The organism is Streptomyces globisporus C-1027 (assembly GCF_000261345.2).
GTDB lineage: Bacteria > Actinomycetota > Actinomycetes > Streptomycetales > Streptomycetaceae > Streptomyces > Streptomyces pakalii.
Genome location: NZ_CP013738.1, coordinates 6,666,941 through 6,692,771 on the forward strand (window position 1 = coordinate 6,666,941; position 25,831 = coordinate 6,692,771).

The window sequence follows — 25,831 nt, forward strand, 5'->3', positions numbered from 1 at the left end:
ACCGGTGCCGGGCGGCTCAGCCCGGGGTGACGCAGCGGGCCTCGAACGCGGCCCGGACGAGTTCGAGGAGGAGGGGGCGGGCCCCGACGAGGGGCGAGTCGCGGTGCACGGCGAGGAGGTGTCTCCCGAGCAGCGGGTCGCCCGTGCATCTGCGCATGACCACGCCCTCGCGCGCCCGTGCGGCCCCCTGGGCCAGGGAGACGCCGACGCCCTGGGCGATCAGGTCGCAGAGGACGCTGAGGTCCCCGATCCGGTGGGGGGACACCCGGGGGGCGAAGCCGGCCGGGGCGCAGGCGTCGGCGAGGGCGCCGTAGTCGTCGCAGCCCGCGTCGTACGGCGGGAGCAGCCAGGTCTCATCGGCTGGTGGAGGTGGCCTGTTCGCCGCCGACGATCGGTTTCGGGGCGGCTGACGCGGTACCGGTGAAGGCCGGGGCGGCGACGGCCACACCGAGGGCGATGCCCGCGGCGACCAGGGAGCGGGGCAGGAGCATGGGAGATCCTCCGTGAGGGTGGCATGGGGGGTGAGGGGGTGGCCGGCCGGTCCTTGTCGCGGTTCCTGCTTGTTCGTGAACCGTCAACCTGCCGTCCACAGGAGTGTGTGAGGCCCTCGCGTCCGCCCGCCAATGTCAGCGGCCCATAACGTCCGGGAGTACCGGGCGGTAGAAGCCTCCCGGCGCTCCCGGCGCTCCCCCGCACTCCCGGCCGAGCCGCCCCCCCCGCCCGGCCCCGTCAGCGGGGGCCCCCGCCCCCCCCCCCCGCCCGGCCCCGTCAGCGGGCGCCCCAGCCCCCGTCCACGGGGAGCGAGGCGCCGGTGATGTATCCGGTGTGGGGGCCGCAGAGCCAGAGACAGACCGCGGCGACCTCGTCGGGCTCGATCAGCCGCTTGATCGCGGAGCGCTCCAGGAGGACGTCGGTGACGACCTCCTCCGCGGGGATCCCGTGCGCGGCGGCCTGGCCCGCGATCTGGCCCTCCACCAGGGGGGTGCGGACGTAGCCGGGATTGACGCAGTTGCTGGTCACCCCGTGCGGGGCGCCCTCCAGAGCGGCCACCTTGCTCAGCCCCTCCAGGCCGTGCTTGGCGGCGACGTAGGCGGACTTGAAGGCGCTGGCCCGCAGCCCGTGCATGCTGGAGACGTTGACGATCCGGCCCCACCCGCCGGCGTACATGTGCGGAAGGCACTGCCGCATCAGCAGGAACGGGGCGGTCACCATCACCTGCTGGATCAGCGCGAAGCGGGCCGGCGGGAACTCCTCGATGGGGGACACGTGCTGCAGTCCGGCGTTGTTGACCAGGACGTCCACCCCGGTCGGCAGCGTCCCGGCCGCCTCCGCGTCGGCCAGGTCCACGACGTGGGCCACCCCGCCGATCGCGGCGGCGACGGACTTGGCGCTCTCCGCCTCCCGGTCGACCACGTGCACCAGGGCCCCGGCGGCGGCGAGCGCCTCGGCGGTGGCCCGCCCGATGCCGCTGCCGCCGCCGGTGACGAGGGCGGTACGACCCCTGAGGTCCACGGCCCCGGCGCCCGGCGCCGGGGAAGCGTAGGCTGCGTGAAATTGGCTCGTCATGGCCGGAACGCTAGAGACACCTGCCCGGACATCCCATGGCGTGAAGCTCCACAGTGAGCCCGAAGGAAGTGGCGGACTCCGCTACCCGGCCGGCTCTCCGGTCAGCGGGCACCGGGTGAGCCGCTCGGCGGGGGTGGCATCCGCCGGCAGCTCCAGGGTGCGGCTCGACGGGGGACGCCGGCCGTCGTCCAGCCAGCGTTCCAGCGCCTCGGCCGCCGAACGGTGGCACGGCACGAGCGGACGCAGCCGGTCGGGGAAGCTGTCGACGAGCGAGTCCACATGCGTGCCGCCCTCCACGCGGTAGTAGCGGTGGAGCGCACCACGCCCCTGCTGCCGCACCATCCGCGCGTACGTGTCCGAGGTCCGGGAGATCGGGAGCAGCACGTCCAGGGTGCCGTGGAAGCTGATCAGCGGTTTCCCGATCCGGCCGGTCAGCGCGATCTTCGCGACCGCGTCGCGGACCTCGTCCGGCCGCTCCGCGTACGCGTAGTCGGCGTCGCAGGCGGGTGTACCCGGCGCGCAGAAGGGCGTGCCGGCCTCGGCCGCGCCGTCGAAACCGGGATCGAGTTCCTCCCGGTAGATCCGCTGGGTCAGGTCCCAGTAGTACTGGTGGTGGTACGGCCACAGGAACTCCGAACCGGCCGGGTATCCGGCGGCTGTCATGGTCCGGTGGGCGTCCTCGGCGTCCGCACCCCCGGCCGCGTAGCGCGGGTAGGCGCGCAGGGCGGGCGGCAGGAAGGTGAGCAGATTCGGCCCGTCCGCCCGCCAGAGCGCGCCCTCCCAGTCCACTCCGCCGTCGTACAGCCCGGGATGGTTCTCCAGCTGCCAGCGCACCAGATAGCCGCCGTTGGACATGCCCATCGCCAACGTGCGGGAAGGGGGCCGCAGATAGCGCTGGGCGACCACCAGGCGGGCCGCGCGGGTGAGCTGGGTGAACCGGGTGTTCCACTCGGCGACGGCGTCACCGGGCGCCCGGCCGTCCCGGTGGAACGCGGCCGACGTGTTGCCCTTGTCGGTGGCGGCGAACGCGTAGCCCCGGGCGAGCGCCCAGTCGCCGAAGGCCCGGTCGTTGGCGTACTGCTCGCGCACCCCCGGCGAACCGGCCACCACCAGGCCGCCGTTCCAGCGGTCGGGGAGCCGGATCACGAACTGGGAGTCGTGGTTCCAGCCGTGGTTGGTGTTGCCGGTCGACGTGTCGGGGAAGTGGCCGTCGATCTGGATGCCCGGTACGCCCCTGGGAGTGGCCAGTCCTTCCGGGGTGAGCCCCGCCCAGTCCGCCGGGTCCGTGTGCCCGGAGGCCACCGTCCCCGCTGTCGTCAACTCCGTCAGGCAGTCGGCCTGTTGGCGGTCGGCCCCGGGTACCCGGAGGACGTCCAGGCGGGCGCAGTGCCTGTGCCTGCCGGAGTCCCGGTCCGGTGGGGCCGCGGCGGACGGGGCCGCCGTCCAGGCCGTCAGGACGGCCGCCGCGACCGCCGCCCCGCGCAGCCACCGGCCCCGTGGCGGGCGGCGGGCGGCGTCGTGTCGTGGTCCGGCGCGCCGGGGTGCCGGTGGTGCCGGAGATGGGGTCAGCATGAGAGGTGCCTCCGTCAGGTGGGCGATGTGCGGGTGGCCGATGTGCTGGGTGGCCGATATCAGGGGCAGGAGCCGTCGGCGAGGACGTAGTGGCCCGCCGGGGACTCCTTGAGGGTGTGGGTCACGAAGGTGTTGTAGAGCCCCAGATGCTGGCCGGAGCCCTTGGCGTACACCTGGCCTCCGGTGGTGGTGGCCCGGCCGGCACGCACGTGCTCGTAGTTGCTCGCCGTCCAGCAGGCGGCGGGCTCGGTGGGCGGGTCCACGGGCGGCTCGGGGGTGGTGGTGCCGTCAAGTCCGAAGAACCTGGTGATCCAGTACGAGGAACAGATCGAGTCGATGAAGTGCTGGGTGCCGGTCGTGCCGCACTGCTCCGTGCCGCTGCCCGGATCGACCGGGGTGCCGTGCCCGATGCCGGGCACCCGGTTCACCTCGACGATGCTCGCGCCGCCGTCCGCCGCCAGATACTCGCTCCTGCGGGTGCTGTCGGGGCCGATCGTCGAGGTACGGTCCGGGGTCTGGCCGAGCCCGTGCACCGCGGTCCACTGGTCCCGCAGCTCGTCGGCGTTCCTCGGGGCGACGGTCGCGTCGTTGTCCCCGTGCCAGATCGCCACCCGGGGCCAGGGGCCCGCGAAACCGGGGTGCGCGGCCCGTACCGCCTGCGCCCACGCCGCCGGAGTGCGGTCCGCACCGGGGCTCATACAGCCGAACGCCGAGACGACGTCGACCCCGCAGCCGTACGGGATTCCGGCGACGACCGCGCCCGCGGCGAACACGTCCGGGTAGGCGGCCAGCATGACGGAGGTCATCGCCCCGCCCGCGGAGAGGCCCGTGACCTGGACCCGGCCGGTGTCCGCGCCGTAGGCGGTCGCGGCGTGCGCGACCATCTGCCGGATCGACGCGGCCTCGCCCTGGCCCCGCCGGGTGTCGCCCGGCTGGAACCAGTTGAAGCACTTGTTGGCGTTGTTGGCGGTGGTGGTCTCGGCGTACACGACCAGGAAGCCGTGGCGGTCGGCGAAGGTGTTCAGACCGGCGTTGTCGGAGTAGACCTGCGCGCTCTGGGTGCAGCCGTGCAGGGCGACGACCACGGGCGCGTTCGCGGGCAGGGCCGCGGGCCGGTACACGTACATGTTCAGGCCGCCGGGGTTGGCCCCGAACGAGGCGACCCGCTCCAGGGCGGCGGCCGCCCGCGCCTCGGCGGCCACGGGCCCCTCCGGCGCCGCCCCGGCGACCCCCGGTCCTGCCAGGGCCGCCCCGGTGGCCAGGGCGACGACGGCGGCGAGGCGGCGGACGGTACGGCTCCACCGCCCGCCGCGCCCCGGCCCGGGCGGCGGGGCGCCGGGCGGAGCAGGGGGTGAAGGTACGGCGTACGACATGGTGACCTCCCGTGGGACGGTGCACGGGATCGCCCGTGATCCCGTGACCCCGGCCGGAGCTCGCCGTGTGGCGGTGGGTGCGGCCGAGGTGCGGTCACCGTAGGAAGCGGGCGGGCGGCCGGGTAATGGCGATGCCCTCCACAACCGGCCCGGGAGCCGGGGGCCACGACCTGTTGCCGGGAGCACGCCCGGCTGCTAAGGGGGGAGAGGTCAAGTACCTCCCGGTCAACGCGCCTTTCGATCAGGCCACTTGGGGTACCGATGCCAGGTCGGGCGCCACGGTCAGCTCCGCCCCGGTCGCGGCCCGCACCTGATCCACCGTCACCCCGGCCGTCACCTCCCGCAGCAGGAAGCCGTCGGGGGTGACGTCCAGCACCGCGAGATCGGTGATGATCCGGTGTACGACGCTCCGGCCGGTCAGCGGCAGGGAACACTCCGCGAGGAGCTTGGGGGAGCCGTCACGTGCCGTGTGCTCCGTCAACACGATGACGTGCCGGGCCCCGTGGACGAGATCCATGGCACCGCCCATCCCCTTGACCATCCTGCCGGGGATCACCCAGTTCGCCAGATCGCCGGAGGCGGACACCTGCATCGCCCCCAGGACCGCCACGTCGATGTGCCCGCCCCGGATCATCGCGAAGGAGAGCGCGGAGTCGACACAGGACCCCCCGGGCAGCAGGGTCACCGTCTCCTTGCCCGCGTTGATCAGGTCGGCCCTGACCTCGGACGCCACGGGGTAGGGACCGACGCCGAGGATGCCGTTCTCCGACTGGAACACGGCCTCGACGCCGTCCGGCAGGTGGTCGGGGATGAGCGTCGGCAGACCGATGCCGAGGTTGACGTAGGAGCCGTCGGGCAGCTCCCGTGCGGCGCGGGCCGCCATCTGCGTACGCGTCAGCGGCATGTCAGTGGTTCCCTTCGTGAACCGCGGGGACGGCAGCGGCGGAGTGGGCAGGGCGGACGGTCAGGCGCTCGACGCGCTTCTCGGCGCGCGGATCGTCCGTCCCGATGGGGACGACCCGCTGGACGAAGATCCCGGGCAGATGCACGTCGTCGGGGGCGAGTTCGCCCGGCTCGACGAGTTCCTCGACCTCCGCCACGGTGATGCGCCCGGCCATCGCGGCGAGAGGGTTGAAGTTGCGGGCGGAGGAGTCGAAGCGGAGGTTTCCGTGCCGGTCGCCCACGGCGGCGCGCACCAGCGCGAAATCGGTGGTGATGCCCTCCTCCAGCAGATGCTCCCGACCGCCGAAGACCCGGGTCTCCCTGGGCGGCGAGGCGACCGCGACGGAGCCGTCCGCGCCGTGCCGCCAGGCCAGCCCGCCCTCGGCGATCACGGTGCCCGCCCCGGCCGGTGTGTAGAACGCCGGGATGCCCGAACCGCCCGCCCGCAGCCGTTCCGCCAGGGTGCCCTGGGGGACGAGCTCCACCTCCAGCTCGCCCTGGAGATACTGGCGCGCGAACTCCTTGTTCTCCCCGACGTAGGAGCTGGTCATCCGCGCGATCAGCCCCGCCCGCAGCAGAAGCCCCAGGCCCCAGTCGTCCACCCCGCAGTTGTTGGACACCACCCTGAGCCCACCGGCTCCCCGCTCCAGCAGAGCGTGGATCAGCACTCCGGGTATACCGCACAGTCCGAAACCGCCCACGGCCAGCGACGCCCCGCGCCCCACGTCCGCGATCGCGTCCGCCGCGTCGGCGACCACCTTGTCCCTGCTCATCCGTCCACCTCTCGCCGCATCGACTGCGCACGAGACTAGGAATCCGGGACGCCCCCCGGCGATGGTGGACGGCCACACACCGGGACCTGCCCGGATGGGGGCGACGGCGATCCGGCACCCGGTGGGACGCGGCGCTCTTCGGGGAACCGGGCCCCGGTCGGAACACGCCGGGGTAGGGTCCGCGCATGGCCAAGGTGACCGTCAGTCTGGATGCCGAGCTCGTCGTCGAAGCGATGGTCCTCGCGGGGGTGGGGAACCCGCAGGACGCCGTCGAACTCGTGGTGCGCGACTACATCGCGCGAGGCCACCGCACCGAGGCCCTCGTCGCCGAGCGGGAGGGCGCGGCGCGCGAGGTGGAGATCAAGCCCGAGGCGCAGCAGGGCTGACCGCCCCGCCCGGCCACCGGTGAGCAGCCGGCGCCCCTACGCGACCGGCTCGCCGTCCTCCAGCTCCACCGGACCGCCGCCCGACGCCAGGGTCTCCAGCGCTGCCCGGACCCGGCCGCAGAGCGTGCCCAGCAGGTAGGCGTCCAGGTCGGCGGGGTCCACCAGCCGCCAGGACAGCAGCTCCTCCTCCTGGAGCCGGATCGCCGCCAGCTGCCCGGCGGTCAGCACCCCGCCGTCGTACACGTACGCCACGATCGGCGGCCGGCCCGCGCCCCGCACCCAGTCCACGGCGAGCAGCCGTCCCGGGGCCACGTCGAGTCCGATCTCCTCCGCCGTCTCGCGGCGGGCGCCCTGCCGGGGGCCTTCGCCCGTCTCCGACTCGACGGTCCCGCCGGGCAGCGCCCAGCCCTTGCGGTAGTTCGGCTCGACCAGCAGGATCCGCCCGTCCGCATCGCGGAAGAGCGAGGCGGCACCGGCGAGGACCCGGGGGAGTCCGGCGATGTACGTGGCGTAGTCGGCATCGGGAGTCGTCACGGCCGACAGCGTAGTGGCCGGGTCCGGACCGCACGGCCGTGGACGGCCATGGGCAGATCAGGGGTCGTGCGGATAGGGTCGGGGCGGCGCGACTGCCTGTTCGAAAGCAAGGGATGCAAGGTGACGGACGGAGCAGATGTGGAGACCGCCCGCGTGCTCGTGGCGGCGGACAAGTTCAAGGGCTCGCTCACGGCCGTACAGGTCGCGGAGCGGGTGACGGCCGGGCTGCGGCGCGTCGTCCCCGGCCTGGCGGTGGAGACCCTGCCGGTCGCGGACGGCGGCGACGGTACGGTCGCGGCGGCGGTGGCCGCCGGATTCGAGCGCCGCGAGGCGCGGGTGACCGGCCCCATCGGCGACCCGGTGACGGCGGCGTACGCGCTGCGCGGGGACACCGCCGTGGTGGAGATGGCCGAGGCCTCGGGCCTCCAGCACCTGCCCGACGGGGTGTTCGCCCCGCTCACGGCCACCACGTACGGCTCGGGTGAGCTGCTGAAGGCCGCCCTGGAGGCGGGGGCGACGACGATCGTCTTCGGGGTCGGCGGCAGCGCCACCACCGACGGCGGCGCGGGCATGCTCGCCGCCCTGGGCGCCCGGTTCCTGGACGCGGACGGCAAGCCCGTCGGCCCCGGCGGCGGACCGCTCGCGACGCTGGCCGAGGCGGACCTCTCGGGGCTCGACCCGCGCCTGAAGGACGTCGACCTGATCCTGGCCAGCGACGTGGACAACCCGCTGACCGGGCCCAAGGGGGCGCCCGAGGTCTACGGGCGGCAGAAGGGCGCGAGCGAGGAGGACATCGCGGTCCTCGACGCGGCCCTCACGCACTACGCCTCGATCCTGGGGCCGGAGACGGCGGCCCTGCCCGGCGCGGGCGCGGCCGGAGGCATCGGCTACGGGGCGCTCGTCGCCCTCGGCGCCCGCTTCCGCCCCGGCATCGAGGTCATGCTCGACGTGCTCGGCTTCGCGCCCGCGCTCGCCCGCGCCACGCTGGTGATCACGGGCGAGGGCTCGCTCGACGAGCAGACCCTCCACGGCAAGGCCCCGGCCGGTGTCGCCGCGGCAGCCCGCGCGGCCGGAATCGAGGTCGTCGCGGTCTGCGGCCGCCTCGCCCTGCCCCCGGAGGCCCTGGAGAAGGCCGGCATCCGCCGCGCCTACGCCCTGGCCGAACTGGAACCGGACCCGGCGGTGTCCATGGCCCAGGCCGGTCCGCTGCTGGAGCGGGCGGCGGAGTCGATCGCGCGGGACTTCCTGGCGGGCTGACGACTGTACGACCGGGTGGGGGCGGGGCCGCCCGTGGCGGCCTCCCCCTCACGGCGGGGCCGGGGCAACGACCGGCCCCGCCCCCTCAGCCCACGCCCCCGGGCCCCGGCGGGGCCGACGACAGCCGCAGCACGTCCAGCGCCAGCACCAGGTCCACCAGTTCACGCGGCCGGGACAGCGAGCGTGCGGTCAGGCGTTCCAGGCGGCGCAGCCGGTTGAAGACCGTGTTGCGATGACAGCCCAGCCGGGCCGCCGCCCGGCCCACCGAACCCCCGCATTCCAGCCAGGTCTCCAGCGTCTCCACGAGCAGTGACCGCTCCGCCGGTACCAGCGTCAGCAGCGGGCCGAACACCTCCGCCAGCAGCCGGGTGGACAGCTCCGGGCGGCTCACCAGCAGGGCCGCCGGAAGCCGCTCGTCCAGCCGGACGATCTCCCGGCTGCCCGGCTCGCACGTCAGCAGCGCCGTACCCGCCAGCCGGCGTGCGGCGCCCACCTCCGCCAGGGAGCCCACCACCGGGCTCACCCCTCCCGGCCCGGCACCCTGCTCCCTGAGCCGCGCCGCCGCCCGGGCCGGGCCCGCCGGGCCCAGCAGCACCACCGCCACCTCCCGGCCGCCCTCCCGGGCCTCCACCTCGCCCGGCGAACCCTCCGCCGCGCCCCACCACCAGCGCGACCCGTCCGGGTCCGGGCCCTCGACCACCGCCGCTTCCGGCACCGGTGTGCCCAGCACCACCACGGCGTAACGGCCCCGCTCCGGCAGCCCGAGGCCGCGCGCCGCACGGGTCACCAGGGCCGGCGTGGCCCCGCCCGCCAGCAGTGGGCCGAGCAGCGCCCCGTACCGCGTTCCACGCCGCATCCGCCGCTCCGTCCCCGGGTCCGGGCGCTCCTGATGACCGATGAGGATGCCACCGGCCCCGGCACCGGGCGCCCGCCCGTCACGGCGTCTGTGCGCGTGCACAACGAGGCCCTTCGTTCGCTGGTCACCCGCATCGAGTCGGCCCCGCCCCGTGGACGCGCGTCCCGCCCGGTGCTGGTCTGTGGCACCACCCCCACAGACCAGCACGACACACATGGCGGAAGGAGGAGGACGCATGGCAACGCTGGAGATCCGCTCGCTGTCCGTCGGCTACGGCCCGGTCCGGGCCCTGCGCGACATCTCGGTCGACGTACCGGACGGTGGGATCACCGCCGTGCTCGGCGGCAACGGCGCGGGCAAGACCACGCTGCTGCGGGCCGTGTCGCGGACCCTCGGCTTCCACCGCGGAACGGGCACCGGGACCGTCCGGTTCGACGGCCGCCCCCTGGAAGGGCTGCGGCCCGCCCAGGTGGTGGCCGCGGGAGTGGTCCAGGTACCGGAGGGCCGGCAGGTCTTCGCCCGGATGACGGTGGCCGACAACCTGCGGGCGGGCGCCCTCGGGGCACGCGGCGGGCGCAAGGAGACCGGCGCGGCGCTCGCCCGGGTGCACGAACTGTTCCCGGTGCTCGCCGACCGCGCGCACCAGCGAGCCGGGCTGCTGTCCGGCGGCGAGCAGCAGATGCTGGCCATGGGCCGCGCCCTGATGGCGGGACCCCGGCTGCTCCTGCTGGACGAACCCTCGCTCGGCCTCGCCCCGCTGATGGCGGCCAGGATCGCCGAGACCGTGCAGGAGATCAACGCGGGCGGCACCTCCGTCATGCTCGTCGAGCAGAACGCCGCGATCGCCCTGCGCCTCGCCTCCACGGCGTACGTCCTCGACGTCGGCGAGGTCGCCCTGTCCGGGCCCGCCGGTGAACTCGCCGCCTCCGACGAGGTGCGCCGCCGCTATCTCGGCGTCGTCGACGAGGACGCGGCGGCGGACGCCGACCCGGCGGCCCGCACCCGGCGCACCCTGAGCAGGTGGTCCGCGTGACGACCACCGCGCCCAGCACCACGGCCGCCCTCGGCGTCCAGGACGTCACCGTCCGCTTCGCCGGACTCACCGCCCTCGACGCCGTCTCCTTCACCGTCGAACCCGGCAGCGTGCACGCCGTCATCGGGCCCAACGGCGCCGGCAAGTCCACCTGCTTCAACGTCCTGTCCGGCGTCTACCGCGCCTCCTCCGGGCACGTCCGGCTCGGCGACACCGAGCTCACCGGACTCCCGCCGCACGCCATCGCGGACCTCGGGGTCGCCCGCACCTTCCAGAACCTGGCGCTGCCCCCGCACGCCACCGTCGCCGACAGCCTCCTCCTCGGCCGCCACCGGCTGACCCGCTCCGGGTTCCTCGCCACCGGCCTGCGGCTGCCCTCCGCCGTCCGCGAGGAACGACGCCACCGCGAGCGGGTCCACGAGATCGCCGCATTCATCGGGCTGGAGCAGGAGTTGGAGCGGCCCGCCGGATCGCTCCCGTACGGGCAGCAGAAGCTCGTCGAGCTCGGCCGCGCCCTGTGCATGGAGCCGAAGGTCCTGCTGCTCGACGAGCCGATCGCCGGGATGACGGCCGACGAGCGCCGTCGCACCGCCGCCGTCGTGGCCGACGTACGCGACAGCCTCGGCATCTCCATCGTGCTGGTCGAGCACGACATGGGGGTGGTGATGCGGCTCGCGGACGCGGTTACCGTACTCGACTTCGGACGGCGGATCGCCGGGGGCACCCCCGCCGAGGTCCAGAACGATCCGGCCGTCGTCCAGGCCTACTTGGGAGCACCTCAATGACCACGTTCGTCGAACTCCTCCTCGGCGGCCTCTCGATCGGCTCGGTCTACGCACTCATCGCGCTCGGGTTCGTCGTCATCTTCAAGGCCACCGAGGTCGTCAACTTCGCCCACGCGTCGCTGCTGCTGGCGGGCGGCTACGTCACCGCCGTGCTCCACGACGACATCGGGTTCTGGCCCGCCCTGCTCGTCGGGACCGCCGGCGCCGCGGCCGTCGGCGCGGCCATCGAGTTCTTCGTGATGCGCCGCTACCGGGGCAGCGACCACAGTGTCCTCGCCATCGTCACCATCGGCGTCGACATCCTCCTCATCACCGAACTCACCCGCCGCATGGGCACGGACGTCCTCGCCCTCGGCGACCCCTGGGGCAACGAGGTCGTCCAGATCGGCGGCATCACCCTCGCCCAGACCCGTATCGCCGCGTTCCTCGCCGCCGGGCTGCTGATCACGGTGTTCCTGCTCGCCTTCCGCTACACCTCGTGGGGTGTGTCGATGCGGGCCGCCGCCGAGAACCCGCAGACGGCGGCGCTCATGGGCATCAGGCTGGGGCGGGTCTCGCTCGCCGCCTGGGCGGTCGCCGGGGCGCTGGCCGCCGTCGCCGCGCTCTTCCTCACCGTGTTCCCGACCCCGGGCCTGGAACGCGCCACCTCGCTCGCCGCACTCAAGGCGTTCCCCGCCGCCATCCTCGGCGGGCTCGACTCCACCACCGGGGCGCTGGCCGGCGGACTCATCGTCGGCGTCACCGAATCGCTCGCCACCGGCTACCAGAGCGATCTCTCCTTCCTCGGCCGGGGCATCGGCGATCTGGCGCCCTACCTGGTGATGGTGGCCGTCCTGCTGATCCGCCCCGCGGGACTCCTCGGCACGAAGGAGCTGGCCCGTGTCTGACACCACCGCCGAAGCCCCCGCCGCCCCCGCCGTGACCGCTCCCGTACGCGGCGGCGGACCGGAGAGCATCACGGACCGACTGCGCAGCCCCCGTACCTACGCCGTCCTCATCGGCTCCCTCCTGCTCCTCGCCCTCCCCTTCTACCTGGACCGCTTCTGGCTCCAGGCCGGACTGTTCGCGATGGCGGCGGCGATCGGCGCCATCGGGCTCAACATGCTCACCGGCGCCACCGGCCAACTCTCCATGGGACACGCGTTCTTCCTCGCCGTCGGCGCTTACGGCTACTGCGTCCTCGCGGGGGAGAGCAGCACCGAGAACGGACACTCACTGACCGGCCTCGGGCTTCCCACCTGGCTGGCCGCGATCCTCGCGGTGCTGCTCGCCGGGGCGGCGGGCGGCATCTTCAGCCCCATCGCCGGGCGGCTGCGCGGCGCCTACCTCGGTATCGCGACCCTCGCGCTGATCTTCATCGGGCAGCACGTCCTGTTCAACGCGGGCTCGCTGACCGGTGGTTACAACGGCCGATCCGTACCGCCGCTGTCCGTCTTCGGGTTCACCTTCGACGACTCCGAACTCGTCGTCGCCGCCGTCCCGTTCGGCTCCTCGGAGAAGCTCTGGTACGCGGGTCTGCTCGCGCTCCTGCTGAGCGCCCTGTTCGCCCGGGGTGTGCTGCGCGGCCGGCCCGGACGCGCCATGAACGCCATCCGCGACCATCGGATCGCCGCCGGGGTGATGGGCGTGCCGGTGGCCCGCTACCGGGCCGGGGTCTTCGTCCTGTCCTCGATGTACGCGGGTCTCGCGGGCGTCCTGCTCGCCCTGGTCTTCCAGCGGACCGTGCCCGAGTACTTCGGCATGATCCTGTCCCTCGAGTACCTCGCCATGATCGTCATCGGCGGTCTCGGCAGTGTCGCGGGAGCCGTGATCGGCGCCGCCTTCGTCTCCCTGCTCCCGCAGGTGTTCACGCACTACAGCGACTCCCTGCCGCTGGTCTCCGCCCCCGGCACGGGCGGTCTGGCACCCGGTGAGGCGTCCCGCTACCTGTACGGCGCCGCGGTGGTCGCGGTGGTCCTGTTCCTGCCCGGCGGCCTCGCCCGCCTCGGCCTCGCCCGCACGAAGAAGCCGCAGGCTCCGAAGAATCCGGCTGTTCCGAAGCAACCAGCGGCTCCGAAGAATCCAGGGGAGAAGTCATGAAACTGAGAGTGCTCACGGCCGTCGTCGCGGCCCTCGCCGTCACCCTCGTCGGGTGCAGTGGCAAGGCGACCGAAGGAAAGGCGGACGAGGAGGGCAAGGGCGGGGTCAAGACGGGTCCCGGGGTCTCCTCCTCGACGATCTCCCTCGGGGTGCTGACCGACATGACCGGCGTCTACGCCTCGCTGGGCAAGAGCGTCACCCAGGCCCAGCAGCTGTGGGTGAAGCAGACCAACGACGCGGGCGGCATCTGCGACCGGAAGATCGAACTGACGGTCCGCGACCACGGATACGATCCGCAGAAGGCGATCGCCGCGTACACCGAACTGGTGCCGGACGTGGCGGGCTTCGCCCAGTTCATCGGCTCCCCGTTCGTCGCCGCCGTCGAACAGCGCATCGACGGCCAGGACAAGGGCCTGGTGCTGCCGCAGGCCTGGTCGGCGAACCTGCTGGGCTCCCCGTACATCCGGGTCATCGGCGCCACCTACGACGTCGAGACGATCAACCTCATCGACTACCTCCTCGCCGAGAAGCGCATCGCGAAGGGCGACAAGATCGGTCACGTCTACTTCGAGGGCGACTACGGCGAGAACGCGCTCGTCGGCTCGAAGCACGCGGCGAAGGAGGCCGGGCTCACCGTCGTCGAGCAGAAGATCAAGCCGACCGACAACGACATGACGGCCCAGGTCGCCGCCCTCAAGCAGGCCGGGGTCAAGGCCGTGGTCGTCAGCGCAGGACCCCGCCAGGCCGCCTCGCTCGTCGGCGTCGCCGCGGCCACCGGCTTCGACGTCCCGGTCGTCGGCAACAACTCGGCCTTCGCCCCTCAGCTGTTGAAGACCCAGGCGGGCCCGGCCCTGCTGAAGGACTACTACGTCGCCTCCTCCACGCTGCCCATCGGCGATCCGGGCGACGGACCCGCCAAGCTCGCCAAGGAGTACGCCGCCCAGTACCCGAAGGACGTCCTCGACAACGGCGTCGTCGCCGGCTACACGGCGGCCTCCCTCTTCGGCGAGGCCCTGTCCAAGGCCTGCGACGACAAGGACCTCACCCGTGAGGGCATCGACAAGGCGCTCCTCACGATCAAGGGGTACGGGACCGAGTTCGGGGTGACGCACGACTTCTCGGACCCGAAGGCGCCGTCCACCCGGGAGAGCGTCATCATGAAGCCCGACGCCGGTGCCGCCGGCGGGCTGAAGGTGGTCCGGCCGGCCGAGGTCGCCCCGGCGGCCGAGTCCTTCACCATCGGCGACTGAGCCTCGCGACCGGAGGGCTGACCGGAGGCTGACGGAGGTCTGACCGGGCTGCCCGGTCAGACCTCCCGGCCGTCCATCCCGATGTACCGGAAGCGGCCCCGCTCCACCCGGTAGATGAAGACCCCGGTCCCGGTGTACATCCCGTTGGCGGACTCGAAGGCGTAGCTCTTGGACACGCCCTTGTACGAGGTCGTCCGCAGCGCGGGCAGCAGGTCCTGGCGGGTCAGCTTCTCCCGGCCCAGCCCCTGGGCGCAGGAGGCGATCAGCCCCACCGCGTCGTACGCCTCGGCCGCGAACAGCGGCGGCGCGCCGTCGAAGCGCTTGCGGTAGGCGGCGGCGAACGGATGCACCGAGGGTACGGAGGCGGGGTCGGCGGCCGTCGAGACGACCAGCCAGCCCGCCGCGTCCTCGCCCGCCTCCGCCAGGAACCGCGGATCGTGCACGGCCTGGGTGCCGATCTTCGGCCCCAGGAATCCGGCCCTGTTCAGCGCCTTCGCGAACCGTCCGGCGTCCCGCCACCCGCCCCCGTACACCACCGCCCCCGGCCGCTTCGCGGCGATCCGCTCGGCCTCCGCGTCCAGGTCGCGCGTACCTTCGCGGACGGTCTCCGCCAGCACCGTGCGGCCGTTGCCCCGCAGCCCCGCGTCGAGGAAGCGGGTGGTCTGCCGACCGTACTCGGTACCGTCGTCGACCAGCGCGACCTTGTCGATCTCGTACGCCCCGAGGAACTCCGCCACCGGCAGCATCTGCATGTCGTTGCGCGGCCGGGCGCACAGGAAGATCCGGTTCAGATGGCGGATGTCCCCGTCGACCACGCTGAGCAGCGGGAGCGCCGCCTCGTCGTACGCGACCAGCGCCTCCCGGGCCGCGTCCGTGCCGGTCGCCCCGATCGCCGCCACCAGGAGCGGGTCCTCGGCGAACCGGCGGACCGCCGCCTTCGCCCGCTCCTCGTCGCCCCCGTCGTCGACCGTGGTCAGCCGCAGCGTGAACGGCGCGTCGCCCCGCGCGTTGTGCTCGGCCACCGCGAGCCGGGCCGCCCGGTCCTGCCCCTTGCCGACGGCCGCGGAGGGGCCGCTGAGGTCGGCCTGGAGCCCGATGTGCAGCTCGGGGCGGGCCGTCATACCGTCGCCGTCCCCCTCGCCGCCCGGGTCCTTGTCGTCGCCGGAGGAGACCAGCCACGCGGCGGTGCCGCCCGTCGCGGCGAGGGCCGCGCCCCCGGTGACGTACGCGAGGAAGCGACGGCGGCCGGGGGAGGGGGCCACGGCCGTCGTGTCCCGGCCGCCAACCCCGGTCCCGGCCCCGGTGCCCGTGTCAGGGCCGCCGAACGGGCCACCGTCCGCGCCCCTGCCCGGACCGCCGTCCCCGCCCGCGTCCAGGCTCGTCGCGTCGATGTCGGGCAGGGCGAGCATCCGCGCCGAGCGCTCGGCGATCAGATGGGTGACCGGGCCGGGCAGCCAGCTGCCGCCCGACAGGTCCTCGGCGAACGCCTGCCGGATGTCCGCCGCCGTCGGACGGTCCTCGGGCTCCTTCGCGAGGCACGCCTCGACGACCGGGAGCAGCCCGGGCGGCAGCGCGCTCAGGTCCGCCGTGTCGTGCACGGTGCGGAACAGCATCGCCTCCACCGGGCCGGTGCCGAACGGCCGCCCGCCGGTCGCCGCGTACACCAGGACGCAGCCCAGCGAGAACACATCGCTCGCCGGACCGATCCGCCGCCCCTGCGCCTGCTCGGGCGAGAGGAAGCCGGGGGAGCCGACGATCACGTCTGTCGCCGTGAGGACGGTGTCGTCCAGGGCCCGCGCGATTCCGAAGTCGATCAGCCGGGGGCCGTCCAGACCCAGCAGGACGTTCCCGGGCTTGACGTCCCGGTGCACCAGGCCCGCCGCGTGGACGGCCTCCAGCGCCTCCGCGAGCATCGAGCCCAGCGCCCGCACCCCGCGCTCCGGCAGCGGCCCCCCGGTGCCGACCGCCTCGCTCAGGGCGGGCCCCGGCACGAACTCGGTGGCCAGCCACGGGGCCGGCGCCTCGGTGTCGGCGTCGACCACCGGCACCGCCCACCGGTTGCGGACCTGCCGGGCGATCGCCACCTCCCGCCGGAAGCGGGCCCGGAAGCCGGAGTCGTCGGCGTACTCCGCGCGGATCAGCTTGATCGCCACCAGCGCGCCGCCGGGCGACCGGCCCAGCAGCACCACGCCCATGCCCCCGGCGCCGAGGCGGCCGAGGACGCGGTACCCGGCGATCCGTGCCGGGTCGGTGGAACGGAGCGGTTCCATCAGGAGTCAGTGCCTTTCGTCCGGGCGCGCGGTCACTTCGGTTCCAGGCCCGCGGTCACTTCAGTTCCAGCTCGACGCGGTAGAGCACCTTGGCGCCGCCCTCGGCGGCGATCCGCAGCAGGTCGGTGTTGGTGTAGCCCTTGGCGCCCTTGACCGACACGGCCGTCGTCACCGGGCCGATCCGGGACTTGGACCATACGTAGTCCTGGACCCCGCCCGACTCCGGCCCGGTGTACTTCCCCGCCTCGAACAGCGAGGCGTCGGCGTTGCGCACGTCCTTCTGGTCGAACTGGAGGGACATCAGTCCGCTGAGGCGCTGCCCGCCGCCCAGCTCCTGGTTCGGGCACCGGAAGCTCTCCTGGACGGTGTCCTTGATCTCCCGGTCGGCCCCCGCCTCCGTCCGGTGCACGGTCACGGTCACCGCCCCCTGCACCCGGCCCTTACCGCCCTGCGCCGGGATGTCGAGCCGCCGCGTGAAGCTGTCCAGGATGCCCGAGGGCAGCGCGGCCCGGGTCCAGACGCAGGAGTCCGGAAGCACGGGCCAGCTGCCGCCGCTCTCGTACGGGGTGTGCCGGACCATCCCCGCCGTCCAGTCGTTCTCCCCGAGCGCGGCGTCACGGGTCAGCTTCCGCGCCTGGGCCGCGTTCTTCGGGACCCGGTCCGGGTTCGGCGTGAAGTCGTAGGCGCTGGGCAGCGCGCCCGGGAGCGTGGACTGCTTCGGGTCGGGCTTCTTCGACGCTCCGGTCTTCTCCCCGCCGGTCGCCGGGCCGCCCTGCTTCGCCGATCCGCTCGGCTTCGGGTCGGGCCCGTCCTTGTCCTTCGAGGCCGACCCGCCGCATCCGGCCAACAGCACCCCCGCCGCCGCGACCGCCGCCACGCGTGTCCCCACCAGCATCAGCTTCATCTCGGACCCCCCGGTCCCCCGGACCGCCCCCTGGCCGAAATGGCCCGGGTGTCGGTTGCGAGGAGATTCTAGAAGCCCGCTCCGGCGGGGGGACGGGAACCTGGTACTCACCCCGATGCCGAAAATTCTCAGCCACGGCGAGGGCATCGCCTCTGGCGGCCGGACGCGCGCGGTGCTAGGGCCTGTCGCCAAGCTGCCGTCGTCGCCCGGAGCGCGGCAGGCGGCAGTTTGACGACAGGCCCTAGGGGCACCCTGCGCGGCGGAAACGCACGAGGGCCCGGATGCCGGGGAGCATCCGGGCCCTGAGGACCTGCCGTCACATCGCGTACCGCTACGGCAGCTGCGCCGCCCGCGCCTCGCGCCGGTTGTCACGGAACGTGTTCACCCGTCGCGCCGTGGCGAACAGCGGGATCACCGCGCCGAGCACCACCTGGAGCGCGCAGCCCGTCTGGAGCAGCAGCTGACCGCCGGGGGCGTCGAACGCCCAGGCGGCGAGCAGCCCCATCGCGGCCACGATCCAGCCGAGCATCGCCACCGCGAGGACGCCCCGCGGCTTGGGGTACTCCACCCGGCTCACCATGAGCCAGGCCACGCCGACGATCGCGAGGAGCGTCGGCACGAAGGGCAGCTCCAGGAGCACGATCGAGACGACCGTCAGCGCTCCGAAGGGGCTCGGCATGCCCTGGAACATGCCGTCCTTCAGTGTCACGCAGGAGAATCTGGCCAGCCTGAGCACCACCGCCAGCAGCACGACGATCGCCGCCAGTGCCGACACCCGCTGGTGGGCGTCGTCGGCGACCATGCCGTACACGAGCACGAAGTAGGCCGGTGCGAGCCCGAAGCTGATGAGGTCCGAGAGGTTGTCCAGCTCGGCGCCCATCGGCGAGGACCGCAGCTTGCGCGCCACGAGTCCGTCGAACAGGTCGAAGATCGCGGCCATCAGCATGAGGATCACGGCGGTGGCGGCCGAGTGCCGGGCCATGCCCGTCTCGTCGCTGCCCGTGAGGTGCGGGATCAGAATGCCCGTGGTGGTGAAGTACACCGCCATGAACCCGCACGTCGCGTTACCGAGCGTGAGCGTGTCCGCTATCGACAGGCGCATCGACAGCGGCATGTCGTCGCCGTCGACGTCGTTCTCGCTGTCGGCCTCCGGAACCCAGTCGGCCTTACTGTCAGGATCAATCACGGTCAATTCGAGTCACCCCCGCGGTAGTGGCCTGACCGACCTCGACCGCGACATCGATCCCTTCCGGGAGGTAGATGTCCACGCGCGAGCCGAAGCGGATCAGGCCGATGCGCTCGCCCTGCTCCACCTTCGTGCCCTCGGGGAGGTACGGCACGATCCGACGGGCGACCGCTCCCGCGATCTGCACCATCTCGATGTCGCCGAGCTCGGTGTCGAAGTGCCACACAACGCGCTCGTTGTTCTCGCTCTCCTTGTTGAACGCCGGAACGAACCCGCCCGGGATGTGCTCGACCGACGTCACGGTGCCCGCCAGCGGCGCGCGGTTGACGTGGACGTTGAGCGGGCTCATGAAGATCGCGACGCGGGTGCGCCCGTCCTTCCACGGCATGATGCTCTGCACCACGCCGTCGGCCGGGGAGATGACCCGGCCTTCGGTGATCTCGCGCTCGGGGTCACGGAAGAACCACAGCATGCCCGCCGCGAGCGCGGTGGTGGGCACGGCCGCTGCTGCCCAGCGCCCCGACTTGCGGGCGCGGGCCAGGCTGAGGGCTGCGGTGGCGACGGTCGGCAGGAGCCACGGCGATGCTCCGCGGGCGATGCGGACCCCGCCGCGGGATGCGGTGGAAGTGCTGTCGGGCATGAATGACCTTCGTAGCGGATGATGCCGCGCTGGCAACGGGGGACGGCGGCTTTCCGAAGATGCTATCGGTTGCCGGGCGCAACTGGGCAAGCCAGCAGCCGAGTCGGACTGTCGAACGCCGCCCGTCGAGGGTGACCCGGTGTGATGTTCTTCGCCACCAAATCACCCTGAAACGGACAATCAGCCCTGGAATCGGTACTCCTCCAGGAGTCGCCGGCCAATGATCATTTTCTGGATCTCGGCGGTACCTTCACCGATCAGCAGCATCGGCGCCTCACGGTAGAGGCGCTCGATCTCGTACTCCTTGGAGAAGCCGTAGCCGCCGTGGATGCGGAAGGCGTCCTCGACGACTTCCTTGCAGTACTCGGAGGCGAGGTACTTCGCCATCCCTGCCTCCAGGTCGTTACGCTCCCCGGAGTCCTTTTTGCGTGCTGCATTGACCATCATCGCATGAGCGGCTTCGACCTTGGTGGCCATTTCGGCCAGTTTGAACTGGATCGCCTGGTGCTGGGCGATCGGTTTGCCGAAGGTGTGACGCTGCTGGGCGTACGAAACGCCCAGTTCGAACGCACGCTGCGCGACGCCGCAGCCACGCGCGGCGACATTCACCCGGCCGACCTCGACGCCGTCCATCATTTGGTAAAACCCTCGGCCGGTCGTGCCCCCGAGAACACGATTGGCCGGAATGCGCAGGTCGTCCATGATGAGCTCGGTCGTGTCGACGCCCTTATAGCCCATCTTGTCGATCTTCCCGGGGATGGTCAGACCGGGCCGGACCTCTCCGAAGCCGGGCTCCTTCTCCACCAGGAAGGTCGTCATCGACTTGTGCGGCGCGGTGCCCTCGGGGTGGCCTTCGTCACTCCGGGCCAGAACAGCCACCAAAGTAGACGTTCCGCCATTCGTCAGCCACATCTTCTGGCCGTTGAGAACGTATTCGTCGCCGTCCTTCACGCCCTTGGACGAGATCGCCGAGACGTCCGAGCCGAGCGCCGGCTCGGACATCGAGAAGGCCCCGCGCACCTCGCCGAGCGCCATCCGCGGCAGGAACGTGTCCTTCTGCTCCTGCGTACCGTGCTGCTTGAGCATGTAGGCCACGATGAAATGCGTGTTGATGATGCCCGACACGCTCATCCAGCCGCGTGCGATCTCCTCCACGCACAGTGCGTAGGTGAGCAGCGACTCACCCAGCCCCCCGTACTCCTCGGGGATCATCAGCCCGAACAGGCCGAGTTCCTTGAGCCCCTCGACGATTTCCGTGGGGTACTCGTCGCGGTGCTCCAGCTGGGTCGCGACCGGAATGATCTCCTTGTCGACGAAATCCCGGACCGTGGAAAGGATTTCCCGCTGGATGTCGTTCAGACCGGCGGTCTGGGCGAGTCGCGTCATGGCTGCTTCTCCTGTGGCTTCACGCGGATGGCCTTAAGGCTTCACGCAGTTACTTGGCGGGCGTCGGGCGGCCGGGCTGCTCGCCGCCCCGCTCCTTGATGTACGTCTCGGTGGGAACCATCACCTTGCGCCGGAACACGCACACGACCGTGCCGTCCTGCTTGTAGCCCTTGGTCTCCACGTACACGATGCCGCGGTCGTTCTTGGACTTCGACGGGGTCTTGTCCAGCACGGTCGTCTCGCCGTAGATCGTGTCGCCGTGGAAGGTCGGGGCGATGTGCTTGAGCGATTCGACCTCCAGATTGGCGATGGCCTTTCCGGAGACGTCCGGCACCGACATGCCGAGCAGCAGCGAGTAGATGTAGTTGCCGACGACCACGTTCTTACCGAAGTCGGTCGTCTTCTCCGCGTAGTTGCTGTCCATGTGCAACGGGTGGTGATTCATGGTCAGCAGACAGAAGAGGTGGTCGTCGTACTCCGTGACCGTCTTTCCGGGCCAGTGCTTGTAGACGGCACCGACCTCGAACTCCTCAAAAGTGCGTCCGAACTGCATGATCAGGCCTCCGGGGCTTCGAACTTGGACGTGCGCTGCATTCCGGCGGCCCGGCCCTTGCCCGCGATGACCAGGGCCATCTTGCGGCTGGCCTCGTCGATCATCTCGTCGCCGAGCATCGCGGAGCCCTTCTTGCCGCCCTCCTCGGAGGTGCACCAGTCGTAGGCGTCGAGGATCAGCTCGGCGTGGTCGTAGTCCTCCTGCGAGGGCGAGAACACCTCGTTCGCCGCGTCGACCTGGCCCGGGTGCAGCACCCACTTGCCGTCGAAGCCGAGGGCGGCGGCGCGGCCGGCCACCTCGCGGTAGGCGTCCACGTCACGGATCTGGAGGAACGGGCCGTCGATCGCCTGGAGGTCGTGCGTACGGGCCGCCATCAGGATGCGCATCAGGATGTAGTGGTAGGCGTCCGCCGGGTAGCCGGGCGGCTGCTGGCCGACGACCAGGGTCTTCATGTTGATCGACGCCATGAAGTCGGCCGGGCCGAAGATCAGCGTCTCCAGGCGCGGCGAGGCGGCGGCGATCTCGTCGATGTTCACCAGACCCTTGGCGTTCTCGATCTGCGCCTCGATGCCGATCTTCCCGACCTCGAAGCCCATCGTCTTCTCGATCTGGGTCAGCAGCAGGTCCAGCGCCACGACCTGCTGGGCGTCCTGGACCTTCGGCAGCATGATGCAGTCGAGGTTGGGGCCCGCGCCCTCGACGACCGTGATGACGTCCCGGTACGTCCAGTGCGTCGTCCAGTCGTTGACCCGCACGACCCGGGTCTTGCCGCTCCAGTCACCGTTGTTGAGCGCGTCCACGATGGTGTGGCGGGCGCCCTCCTTGGCGAGCGGCGCGCAGGCGTCCTCCAGGTCCAGGAAGACCTGGTCGGCCGGGAGGCCCTGGGCCTTCTCCAGGAAGCGCGGGTTCGAGCCCGGCACGGCCAGACACGAGCGGCGCGGGCGCAGACGGTTGACCGAGGGGGTGGGCGTGGTCATGCGGGGACCTCCAGAGGGTCGAGCTTGTTCGCTTTCCGGATCTCGTCGACGATACGGCCGATGATCTCCGTGATGCCGAAGTCCTTCGGGGTGAAGACGGCGGCCACTCCGGCTTCGATGAGTGCGGCGGCGTCGGCCGGCGGGATGATGCCACCCGCGATCACCGGGATGTCCGGCGCCCCGGCCTCACGCAGTCGGTGCAGCACGTCGGGGACCAGCTCCGCGTGCGAGCCGGACAGGATGGACAGGCCCACACAGTGCACGTCCTCGGCCAGCGCCGCGTCGGTGATCTGCTCGGGGGTCAGCCGGATCCCCTGGTAGACCACCTCGAACCCGGCGTCCCTGGCCCGTACGGCGATCTGCTCGGCCCCGTTGGAGTGCCCGTCCAGGCCCGGCTTGCCGACGAGCAGACGCAGTCGCCCGACACCCAGGTCGGCGGCGGTCCGGGTGACCTTCTCGCGGACCAGGGCGAGCGTGCTCCCCGGCTCCGCGGTGACCGCGACCGGGGCGGAGGAGACCCCGGTGGGGGCGCGGAACTCGCCGAAGACGTCCCGCAGCGCCCAGGACCACTCGCCGGTGGTGACGCCCGCGCGGGCGCACTCGACGGTGGCTTCCATCATGTTCTCGGTGCCCGCGGCGGCCTTCTTCAGCGCGGCCAGCGCCTCCGACGCCCGCGCCTCGTCGCGGTTGTCCCGCCACTCGTGCAGGGCCGCGACGACCCGGGCCTCGTTCTCCGGGTCGACGGTCATGATCGCGCCGTCGAGGTCGGAGGTGAGCGGGTTGGGCTCGGTGGACTCGTAGATGTTGACGCCGACGATCTTCTCGTCGCCCGCCTCGATCCGGGCCCGCCGGGCCGCGTGCGAGGAGACCAGCTCGGACTTGAGATAGCCGGACTCGACGGCCGCCATCGCGCCGCCCATCTGCTGGATCCGGTCGATCTCCGCCAGCGACTCCTCGACCAGGGCGTCCACCTTGGCCTCGATGACGTGCGAACCGGCGAAGATGTCCTCGTACTCCAGCAGATCGCTCTCGTGCGCCAGCACCTGCTGGATCCGCAGCGACCACTGCTGGTCCCAGGGCCGGGGCAGCCCCAGCGCCTCGTTCCAGGCCGGCAGCTGCACCGCGCGCGCCCGGGCGTCCTTGGAGAGGGTGACGGCCAGCATCTCCAGGACGATGCGCTGGACGTTGTTCTCCGGCTGCGCCTCGGTCAGGCCGAGGGAGTTGACCTGGACGCCGTAGCGGAAGCGGCGCTGCTTGGCGTCGGCGATGCCGTACCGCTCGCGGGTGACGCGGTCCCAGATGCGGCCGAAGGCGCGCATCTTGCACATCTCCTCGACGAAGCGGACGCCCGCGTTCACGAAGAACGAGATGCGGGCGACCACGTCACCGAACTTCTCCTCGGGCACCTGGCCCGAGTCGCGGACCGCGTCGAGCACCGCGATGGCGGTCGACATGGCGTACGCGATCTCCTGGACCGGGGTGGCCCCCGCCTCCTGGAGGTGGTAGCTGCAGATGTTGATCGGGTTCCACTTGGGGATGCGGTTGACCGTGTACGTGATCATGTCCGTGGTCAGCCGCAGCGAGGGCACCGGCGGGAAGACGTGCGTCCCGCGCGAGAGGTACTCCTTCACGATGTCGTTCTGCGTCGTCCCCTGGAGCTTGGCCGTGTCGGCCCCCTGCTCCTCCGCGACCACCTGGTAGAGCGCCAGCAGCCACATGGCGGTCGCGTTGATCGTCATCGAGGTGTTCATCTGCTCCAGGGGGATGTCCTGGAACAGCCGCCGCATGTCACCGAGGTGCGACACGGGAACACCGACACGGCCCACCTCGCCGCGGGCGAGAATGTGGTCCGGGTCGTATCCGGTCTGCGTCGGCAGATCGAAGGCGACCGAGAGACCTGTCTGGCCCTTGGCGAGGTTGCGGCGGTACAGCTCGTTGGACGCCTCGGCGGTCGAGTGACCGGCGTACGTCCGCATGAGCCAGGGCCGGTCCTTCTGACGTTCGTTCATCGGAGAACCTCAGACGTTGCGGAAGCGGTTGATGGCGTCGATGTGCTGCTCGCGCATTTCCTGGTCGCGGACGCCCAGACCCTCGCGGGGGGCGAGGGCGAGGACGCCGACCTTGCCCTGGTGGAGGTTGCGGTGGACGTCGTACGCCGCCTGGCCGGTGTCCTCCAGGGAGTACGTCTTGGAGAGCGTCGGGTGGATCTTCCCCTTGGCGATGAGGCGGTTGGCTTCCCAGGCCTCGCGGTAGTTGGCGAAGTGGGAGCCGATGATGCGCTTCAGCGACATCCACAGGTAGCGGTTGTCGTACTCGTGCATGTAGCCCGAGGTGGAGGCGCAGGTGGTGATCGTGCCGCCCTTGCGGGTGACGTAGACGGAGGCGCCGAAGGTCTCGCGGCCGGGGTGCTCGAAGACGATGTCGATGTCCTCGCCACCGGTGAACTCGCGGATGCGCTTGCCGAAGCGCTTCCACTCCTTCGGGTCCTGGGTGCGCTCGTCCTTCCAGAACCGGTAGCCCTCGGCGCTGCGGTCGATGACCGCCTCGGCACCCATGGCCCGGCAGATCTCGGCCTTCTCGGGGGAGGAGACGACACAGATCGGGTTGGCGCCGCCGGCCAGCGCGAACTGGGTGGCGTAGGAGCCGAGGCCGCCGCTGGCGCCCCAGATCAGGACGTTGTCGCCCTGCTTCATGCCCGCGCCGTTGCGCGAGACGAGCTGGCGGTAGGCGGTGGAGTTGACCAGGCCCGGGGCGGCGGCCTCCTCCCAGCTGAGGTGCTTCGGCTTCGGCATCAGCTGGTTGGACTTCACCAGGGCGATCTCCGCCAGGCCGCCGAAGTTCGTCTCGAAGCCCCAGATCCGCTGCTCGGGGTCGAGCATCGTGTCGTTGTGGCCGTCGGAGGACTCCAGCTCGACCGACAGGCAGTGCGCGACGACCTCGTCGCCCGGGTTCCAGGCGTTCACGCCGGGGCCGGTGCGCAGGACGACGCCCGCCAGGTCGGAGCCGATGACGTGGTACGGCAGGTCATGACGCTTGGTGAGCTCGCTCAACTTCCCGTAGCGCTCCAGGAAGCTGAACGTCGAGACCGGCTCGAAGATCGACGTCCACACGGAGTTGTAGTTCACCGAACTGGCCATCACGGCGACGAGGGCCTCGCCGGGGCCGAGTTCGGGGACCGGGACGTCGTCGAGGTGGATCGACTTGCGGGGGTCCTTGTCGCGGGTCTCGAGACCGGCGAACATCTCCGCCTCGTCCTTGTGCACGGTGATCGCGCGGTAGGACTCGGGGAGGGACAGGGCCGCGAAGTCCGCGGCCGTGCTGTCCTGCGACTGAATGGCGTCCAGGATTTCCTTCACGGTGTTGCCTCCGGTGATGCGGCGTCGAGGGAACGCTTGAGGGGCCCTGCTGGCAGGGGGAGCGGTGCGGTGTGGAGGTGTTGCCGTCGGTTCGGCAGGTGGAGCTGGCTTTGCTCGGTGGAGCAGAAGGTGCCTGTGACGCAGGCGTCCGGG

Annotated in this window: 25 protein-coding genes; 7 read left to right on the forward strand and 18 right to left on the reverse strand. The window is 71.9% G+C overall.

Translation table 11 applies throughout. The features are described from left to right. Positions 1-16 precede the first annotated feature (16 nt). The 7 genes from WQO_RS29435 to WQO_RS29460 all read right to left on the reverse strand — a co-directional run bounded on the left by WQO_RS29435 (position 17) and on the right by WQO_RS29460 (position 6,226). Positions 17-346, reverse strand: coding sequence for a LysR substrate-binding domain-containing protein (locus tag WQO_RS29435; RefSeq protein WP_237274230.1), 330 nt, complete (start codon positions 344-346; stop codon positions 17-19). 7 nt (positions 347-353) lie between these two features. Then, positions 354-491, reverse strand: a complete 138-nt coding sequence (locus WQO_RS35845; RefSeq protein WP_237274238.1) for a hypothetical protein — start codon at positions 489-491, stop codon at positions 354-356. A 277-nt stretch (positions 492-768) separates the two neighbouring features. Further along, on the reverse strand, positions 769-1,566 hold the full coding sequence (locus WQO_RS29440) for a 3-hydroxybutyrate dehydrogenase (RefSeq protein ID WP_032747924.1): 798 nt from the start codon (positions 1,564-1,566) through the stop codon (positions 769-771). 81 nt (positions 1,567-1,647) lie between these two features. Beyond that, entirely contained in the window at positions 1,648-3,138 is a 1,491-nt protein-coding gene (locus WQO_RS29445; RefSeq protein ID WP_237274181.1) for a 3-hydroxybutyrate oligomer hydrolase family protein, read from the reverse strand. 59 nt (positions 3,139-3,197) lie between these two features. Then, positions 3,198-4,511 carry an extracellular catalytic domain type 1 short-chain-length polyhydroxyalkanoate depolymerase gene (locus tag WQO_RS29450; RefSeq protein ID WP_029182084.1) on the reverse strand — a complete coding sequence of 438 codons (1,314 nt, stop codon included), beginning with the start codon at positions 4,509-4,511 and terminating at the stop codon, positions 3,198-3,200. A 241-nt stretch (positions 4,512-4,752) separates the two neighbouring features. After that, positions 4,753-5,415 carry a 3-oxoacid CoA-transferase subunit B gene (locus WQO_RS29455; RefSeq protein WP_010058385.1) on the reverse strand — a complete coding sequence of 221 codons (663 nt, stop codon included), beginning with the start codon at positions 5,413-5,415 and terminating at the stop codon, positions 4,753-4,755. Position 5,416: 1 nt separating this feature from the next. Beyond that, positions 5,417-6,226, reverse strand: coding sequence for a CoA transferase subunit A (locus tag WQO_RS29460; RefSeq protein WP_010058383.1), 810 nt, complete (start codon positions 6,224-6,226; stop codon positions 5,417-5,419). A 185-nt stretch (positions 6,227-6,411) separates the two neighbouring features. On the opposite strand from WQO_RS29460, the gene WQO_RS29465 reads away from it, so the two are divergent. Further along, positions 6,412-6,612, forward strand: a complete 201-nt coding sequence (locus WQO_RS29465; protein WP_010058381.1) for a type II toxin-antitoxin system VapB family antitoxin — start codon at positions 6,412-6,414, stop codon at positions 6,610-6,612. 36 nt (positions 6,613-6,648) lie between these two features. Here the strand turns inward: WQO_RS29465 and WQO_RS29470 are convergent, their stop codons facing one another. Beyond that, a complete protein-coding gene (locus tag WQO_RS29470) occupies positions 6,649-7,146 on the reverse strand; it encodes an NUDIX domain-containing protein (RefSeq protein ID WP_010058379.1) in 498 nt (165 codons plus the stop codon). 138 nt (positions 7,147-7,284) lie between these two features. Here WQO_RS29470 and WQO_RS29475 point away from each other — a divergent pair, with 138 nt between their 5' ends. Next, positions 7,285-8,403: a glycerate kinase gene (locus WQO_RS29475; protein WP_010058378.1), complete on the forward strand. Its 1,119-nt coding sequence runs from the start codon at positions 7,285-7,287 to the stop codon at positions 8,401-8,403. A gap of 85 nt (positions 8,404-8,488) precedes the next feature. On the opposite strand, the gene WQO_RS29480 is transcribed toward WQO_RS29475, so the two are convergent. Then, on the reverse strand, positions 8,489-9,259 hold the full coding sequence (locus WQO_RS29480; RefSeq protein WP_010058377.1) for a PucR family transcriptional regulator: 771 nt from the start codon (positions 9,257-9,259) through the stop codon (positions 8,489-8,491). A 235-nt stretch (positions 9,260-9,494) separates the two neighbouring features. Between WQO_RS29480 and WQO_RS29485 the strand changes: the two genes are divergently transcribed. Genes WQO_RS29485 through WQO_RS29505 form a run of 5 tightly spaced genes read left to right on the forward strand, consistent with a single transcriptional unit; the run spans position 9,495 to position 14,406 of the window. Beyond that, on the forward strand, positions 9,495-10,292 hold the full coding sequence (locus tag WQO_RS29485; protein ID WP_010058376.1) for an ABC transporter ATP-binding protein: 798 nt from the start codon (positions 9,495-9,497) through the stop codon (positions 10,290-10,292). After that, a complete protein-coding gene (locus WQO_RS29490) occupies positions 10,280-11,077 on the forward strand; it encodes an ABC transporter ATP-binding protein (protein ID WP_029182083.1) in 798 nt (265 codons plus the stop codon). Before WQO_RS29485 ends, WQO_RS29490 begins: the two co-directional genes overlap by 13 nt. Further along, positions 11,074-11,964 (forward strand): branched-chain amino acid ABC transporter permease, encoded by an 891-nt coding sequence (locus WQO_RS29495; RefSeq protein WP_010058374.1) that lies wholly within the window; start codon positions 11,074-11,076, stop codon positions 11,962-11,964. Before WQO_RS29490 ends, WQO_RS29495 begins: the two co-directional genes overlap by 4 nt. Beyond that, the gene (locus tag WQO_RS29500; RefSeq protein ID WP_010058372.1) at positions 11,957-13,156 is read left to right on the forward strand and encodes a branched-chain amino acid ABC transporter permease; all 1,200 of its coding nucleotides are present in this window, start codon (positions 11,957-11,959) and stop codon (positions 13,154-13,156) included. Before WQO_RS29495 ends, WQO_RS29500 begins: the two co-directional genes overlap by 8 nt. Further along, positions 13,153-14,406, forward strand: a complete 1,254-nt coding sequence (locus tag WQO_RS29505; protein WP_029182082.1) for an ABC transporter substrate-binding protein — start codon at positions 13,153-13,155, stop codon at positions 14,404-14,406. Before WQO_RS29500 ends, WQO_RS29505 begins: the two co-directional genes overlap by 4 nt. A gap of 56 nt (positions 14,407-14,462) precedes the next feature. Here WQO_RS29505 and WQO_RS29510 read toward each other — a convergent pair whose 3' ends face one another. The 9 genes from WQO_RS29510 to ccrA form a co-directional block, all read right to left on the reverse strand. Further along, positions 14,463-16,676 carry a bifunctional serine/threonine-protein kinase/ABC transporter substrate-binding protein gene (locus tag WQO_RS29510; RefSeq protein ID WP_010058369.1) on the reverse strand — a complete coding sequence of 738 codons (2,214 nt, stop codon included), beginning with the start codon at positions 16,674-16,676 and terminating at the stop codon, positions 14,463-14,465. A gap of 55 nt (positions 16,677-16,731) precedes the next feature. Continuing rightward, positions 16,732-17,580, reverse strand: a complete 849-nt coding sequence (locus tag WQO_RS29515; RefSeq protein WP_010058366.1) for a hypothetical protein — start codon at positions 17,578-17,580, stop codon at positions 16,732-16,734. Positions 17,581-17,911: 331 nt separating this feature from the next. Further along, positions 17,912-18,772: a CDP-diacylglycerol--serine O-phosphatidyltransferase gene (gene pssA / locus WQO_RS29520; protein WP_179890248.1), complete on the reverse strand. Its 861-nt coding sequence runs from the start codon at positions 18,770-18,772 to the stop codon at positions 17,912-17,914. After that, complete coding sequence (locus tag WQO_RS29525) at positions 18,759-19,406, reverse strand: phosphatidylserine decarboxylase (protein WP_010058364.1); 648 nt, start codon at positions 19,404-19,406, stop codon at positions 18,759-18,761. Before WQO_RS29525 ends, pssA begins: the two co-directional genes overlap by 14 nt. 180 nt (positions 19,407-19,586) lie before the next feature. Then, on the reverse strand, positions 19,587-20,792 hold the full coding sequence (locus WQO_RS29530) for an acyl-CoA dehydrogenase family protein (RefSeq protein WP_010058363.1): 1,206 nt from the start codon (positions 20,790-20,792) through the stop codon (positions 19,587-19,589). Positions 20,793-20,841: 49 nt separating this feature from the next. After that, positions 20,842-21,345 (reverse strand): MaoC family dehydratase, encoded by a 504-nt coding sequence (locus WQO_RS29535; protein ID WP_010058362.1) that lies wholly within the window; start codon positions 21,343-21,345, stop codon positions 20,842-20,844. Between the two features lie 2 nt (positions 21,346-21,347). Then, entirely contained in the window at positions 21,348-22,322 is a 975-nt protein-coding gene (locus WQO_RS29540; protein ID WP_010058361.1) for an HpcH/HpaI aldolase/citrate lyase family protein, read from the reverse strand. Beyond that, positions 22,319-24,331 carry a protein meaA gene (locus tag WQO_RS29545; protein WP_010058359.1) on the reverse strand — a complete coding sequence of 671 codons (2,013 nt, stop codon included), beginning with the start codon at positions 24,329-24,331 and terminating at the stop codon, positions 22,319-22,321. Before WQO_RS29545 ends, WQO_RS29540 begins: the two co-directional genes overlap by 4 nt. Positions 24,332-24,340: 9 nt before the next feature. Continuing rightward, positions 24,341-25,678: a crotonyl-CoA carboxylase/reductase gene (ccrA, locus tag WQO_RS29550; RefSeq protein WP_010058358.1), complete on the reverse strand. Its 1,338-nt coding sequence runs from the start codon at positions 25,676-25,678 to the stop codon at positions 24,341-24,343. Positions 25,679-25,831 lie beyond the last annotated feature (153 nt).

Coding starts and splice junctions, on each gene's coding strand:
- WQO_RS29480 (WP_010058377.1), bottom strand. CDS start 9,259: ATGCGGCGTGGAACGCGGTACGGGGCGCTGCTCGGCCCACTGCTGGCG.
- WQO_RS29510 (WP_010058369.1), bottom strand. CDS start 16,676: ATGGAACCGCTCCGTTCCACCGACCCGGCACGGATCGCCGGGTACCGC.
- WQO_RS29460 (WP_010058383.1), bottom strand. CDS start 6,226: ATGAGCAGGGACAAGGTGGTCGCCGACGCGGCGGACGCGATCGCGGAC.
- WQO_RS29540 (WP_010058361.1), bottom strand. CDS start 22,322: ATGACCACGCCCACCCCCTCGGTCAACCGTCTGCGCCCGCGCCGCTCG.
- WQO_RS29445 (WP_237274181.1), bottom strand. CDS start 3,138: ATGCTGACCCCATCTCCGGCACCACCGGCACCCCGGCGCGCCGGACCA.
- WQO_RS29495 (WP_010058374.1), top strand. CDS start 11,074: ATGACCACGTTCGTCGAACTCCTCCTCGGCGGCCTCTCGATCGGCTCG.
- WQO_RS29545 (WP_010058359.1), bottom strand. CDS start 24,331: ATGAACGAACGTCAGAAGGACCGGCCCTGGCTCATGCGGACGTACGCC.
- WQO_RS35845 (WP_237274238.1), bottom strand. CDS start 491: ATGCTCCTGCCCCGCTCCCTGGTCGCCGCGGGCATCGCCCTCGGTGTG.
- WQO_RS29450 (WP_029182084.1), bottom strand. CDS start 4,511: ATGTCGTACGCCGTACCTTCACCCCCTGCTCCGCCCGGCGCCCCGCCG.
- WQO_RS29505 (WP_029182082.1), top strand. CDS start 13,153: ATGAAACTGAGAGTGCTCACGGCCGTCGTCGCGGCCCTCGCCGTCACC.
- WQO_RS29465 (WP_010058381.1), top strand. CDS start 6,412: ATGGCCAAGGTGACCGTCAGTCTGGATGCCGAGCTCGTCGTCGAAGCG.
- WQO_RS29525 (WP_010058364.1), bottom strand. CDS start 19,406: ATGCCCGACAGCACTTCCACCGCATCCCGCGGCGGGGTCCGCATCGCC.
- WQO_RS29530 (WP_010058363.1), bottom strand. CDS start 20,792: ATGACGCGACTCGCCCAGACCGCCGGTCTGAACGACATCCAGCGGGAA.
- WQO_RS29485 (WP_010058376.1), top strand. CDS start 9,495: ATGGCAACGCTGGAGATCCGCTCGCTGTCCGTCGGCTACGGCCCGGTC.
- WQO_RS29515 (WP_010058366.1), bottom strand. CDS start 17,580: ATGAAGCTGATGCTGGTGGGGACACGCGTGGCGGCGGTCGCGGCGGCG.
- WQO_RS29535 (WP_010058362.1), bottom strand. CDS start 21,345: ATGCAGTTCGGACGCACTTTTGAGGAGTTCGAGGTCGGTGCCGTCTAC.
- WQO_RS29455 (WP_010058385.1), bottom strand. CDS start 5,415: ATGCCGCTGACGCGTACGCAGATGGCGGCCCGCGCCGCACGGGAGCTG.
- WQO_RS29440 (WP_032747924.1), bottom strand. CDS start 1,566: ATGACGAGCCAATTTCACGCAGCCTACGCTTCCCCGGCGCCGGGCGCC.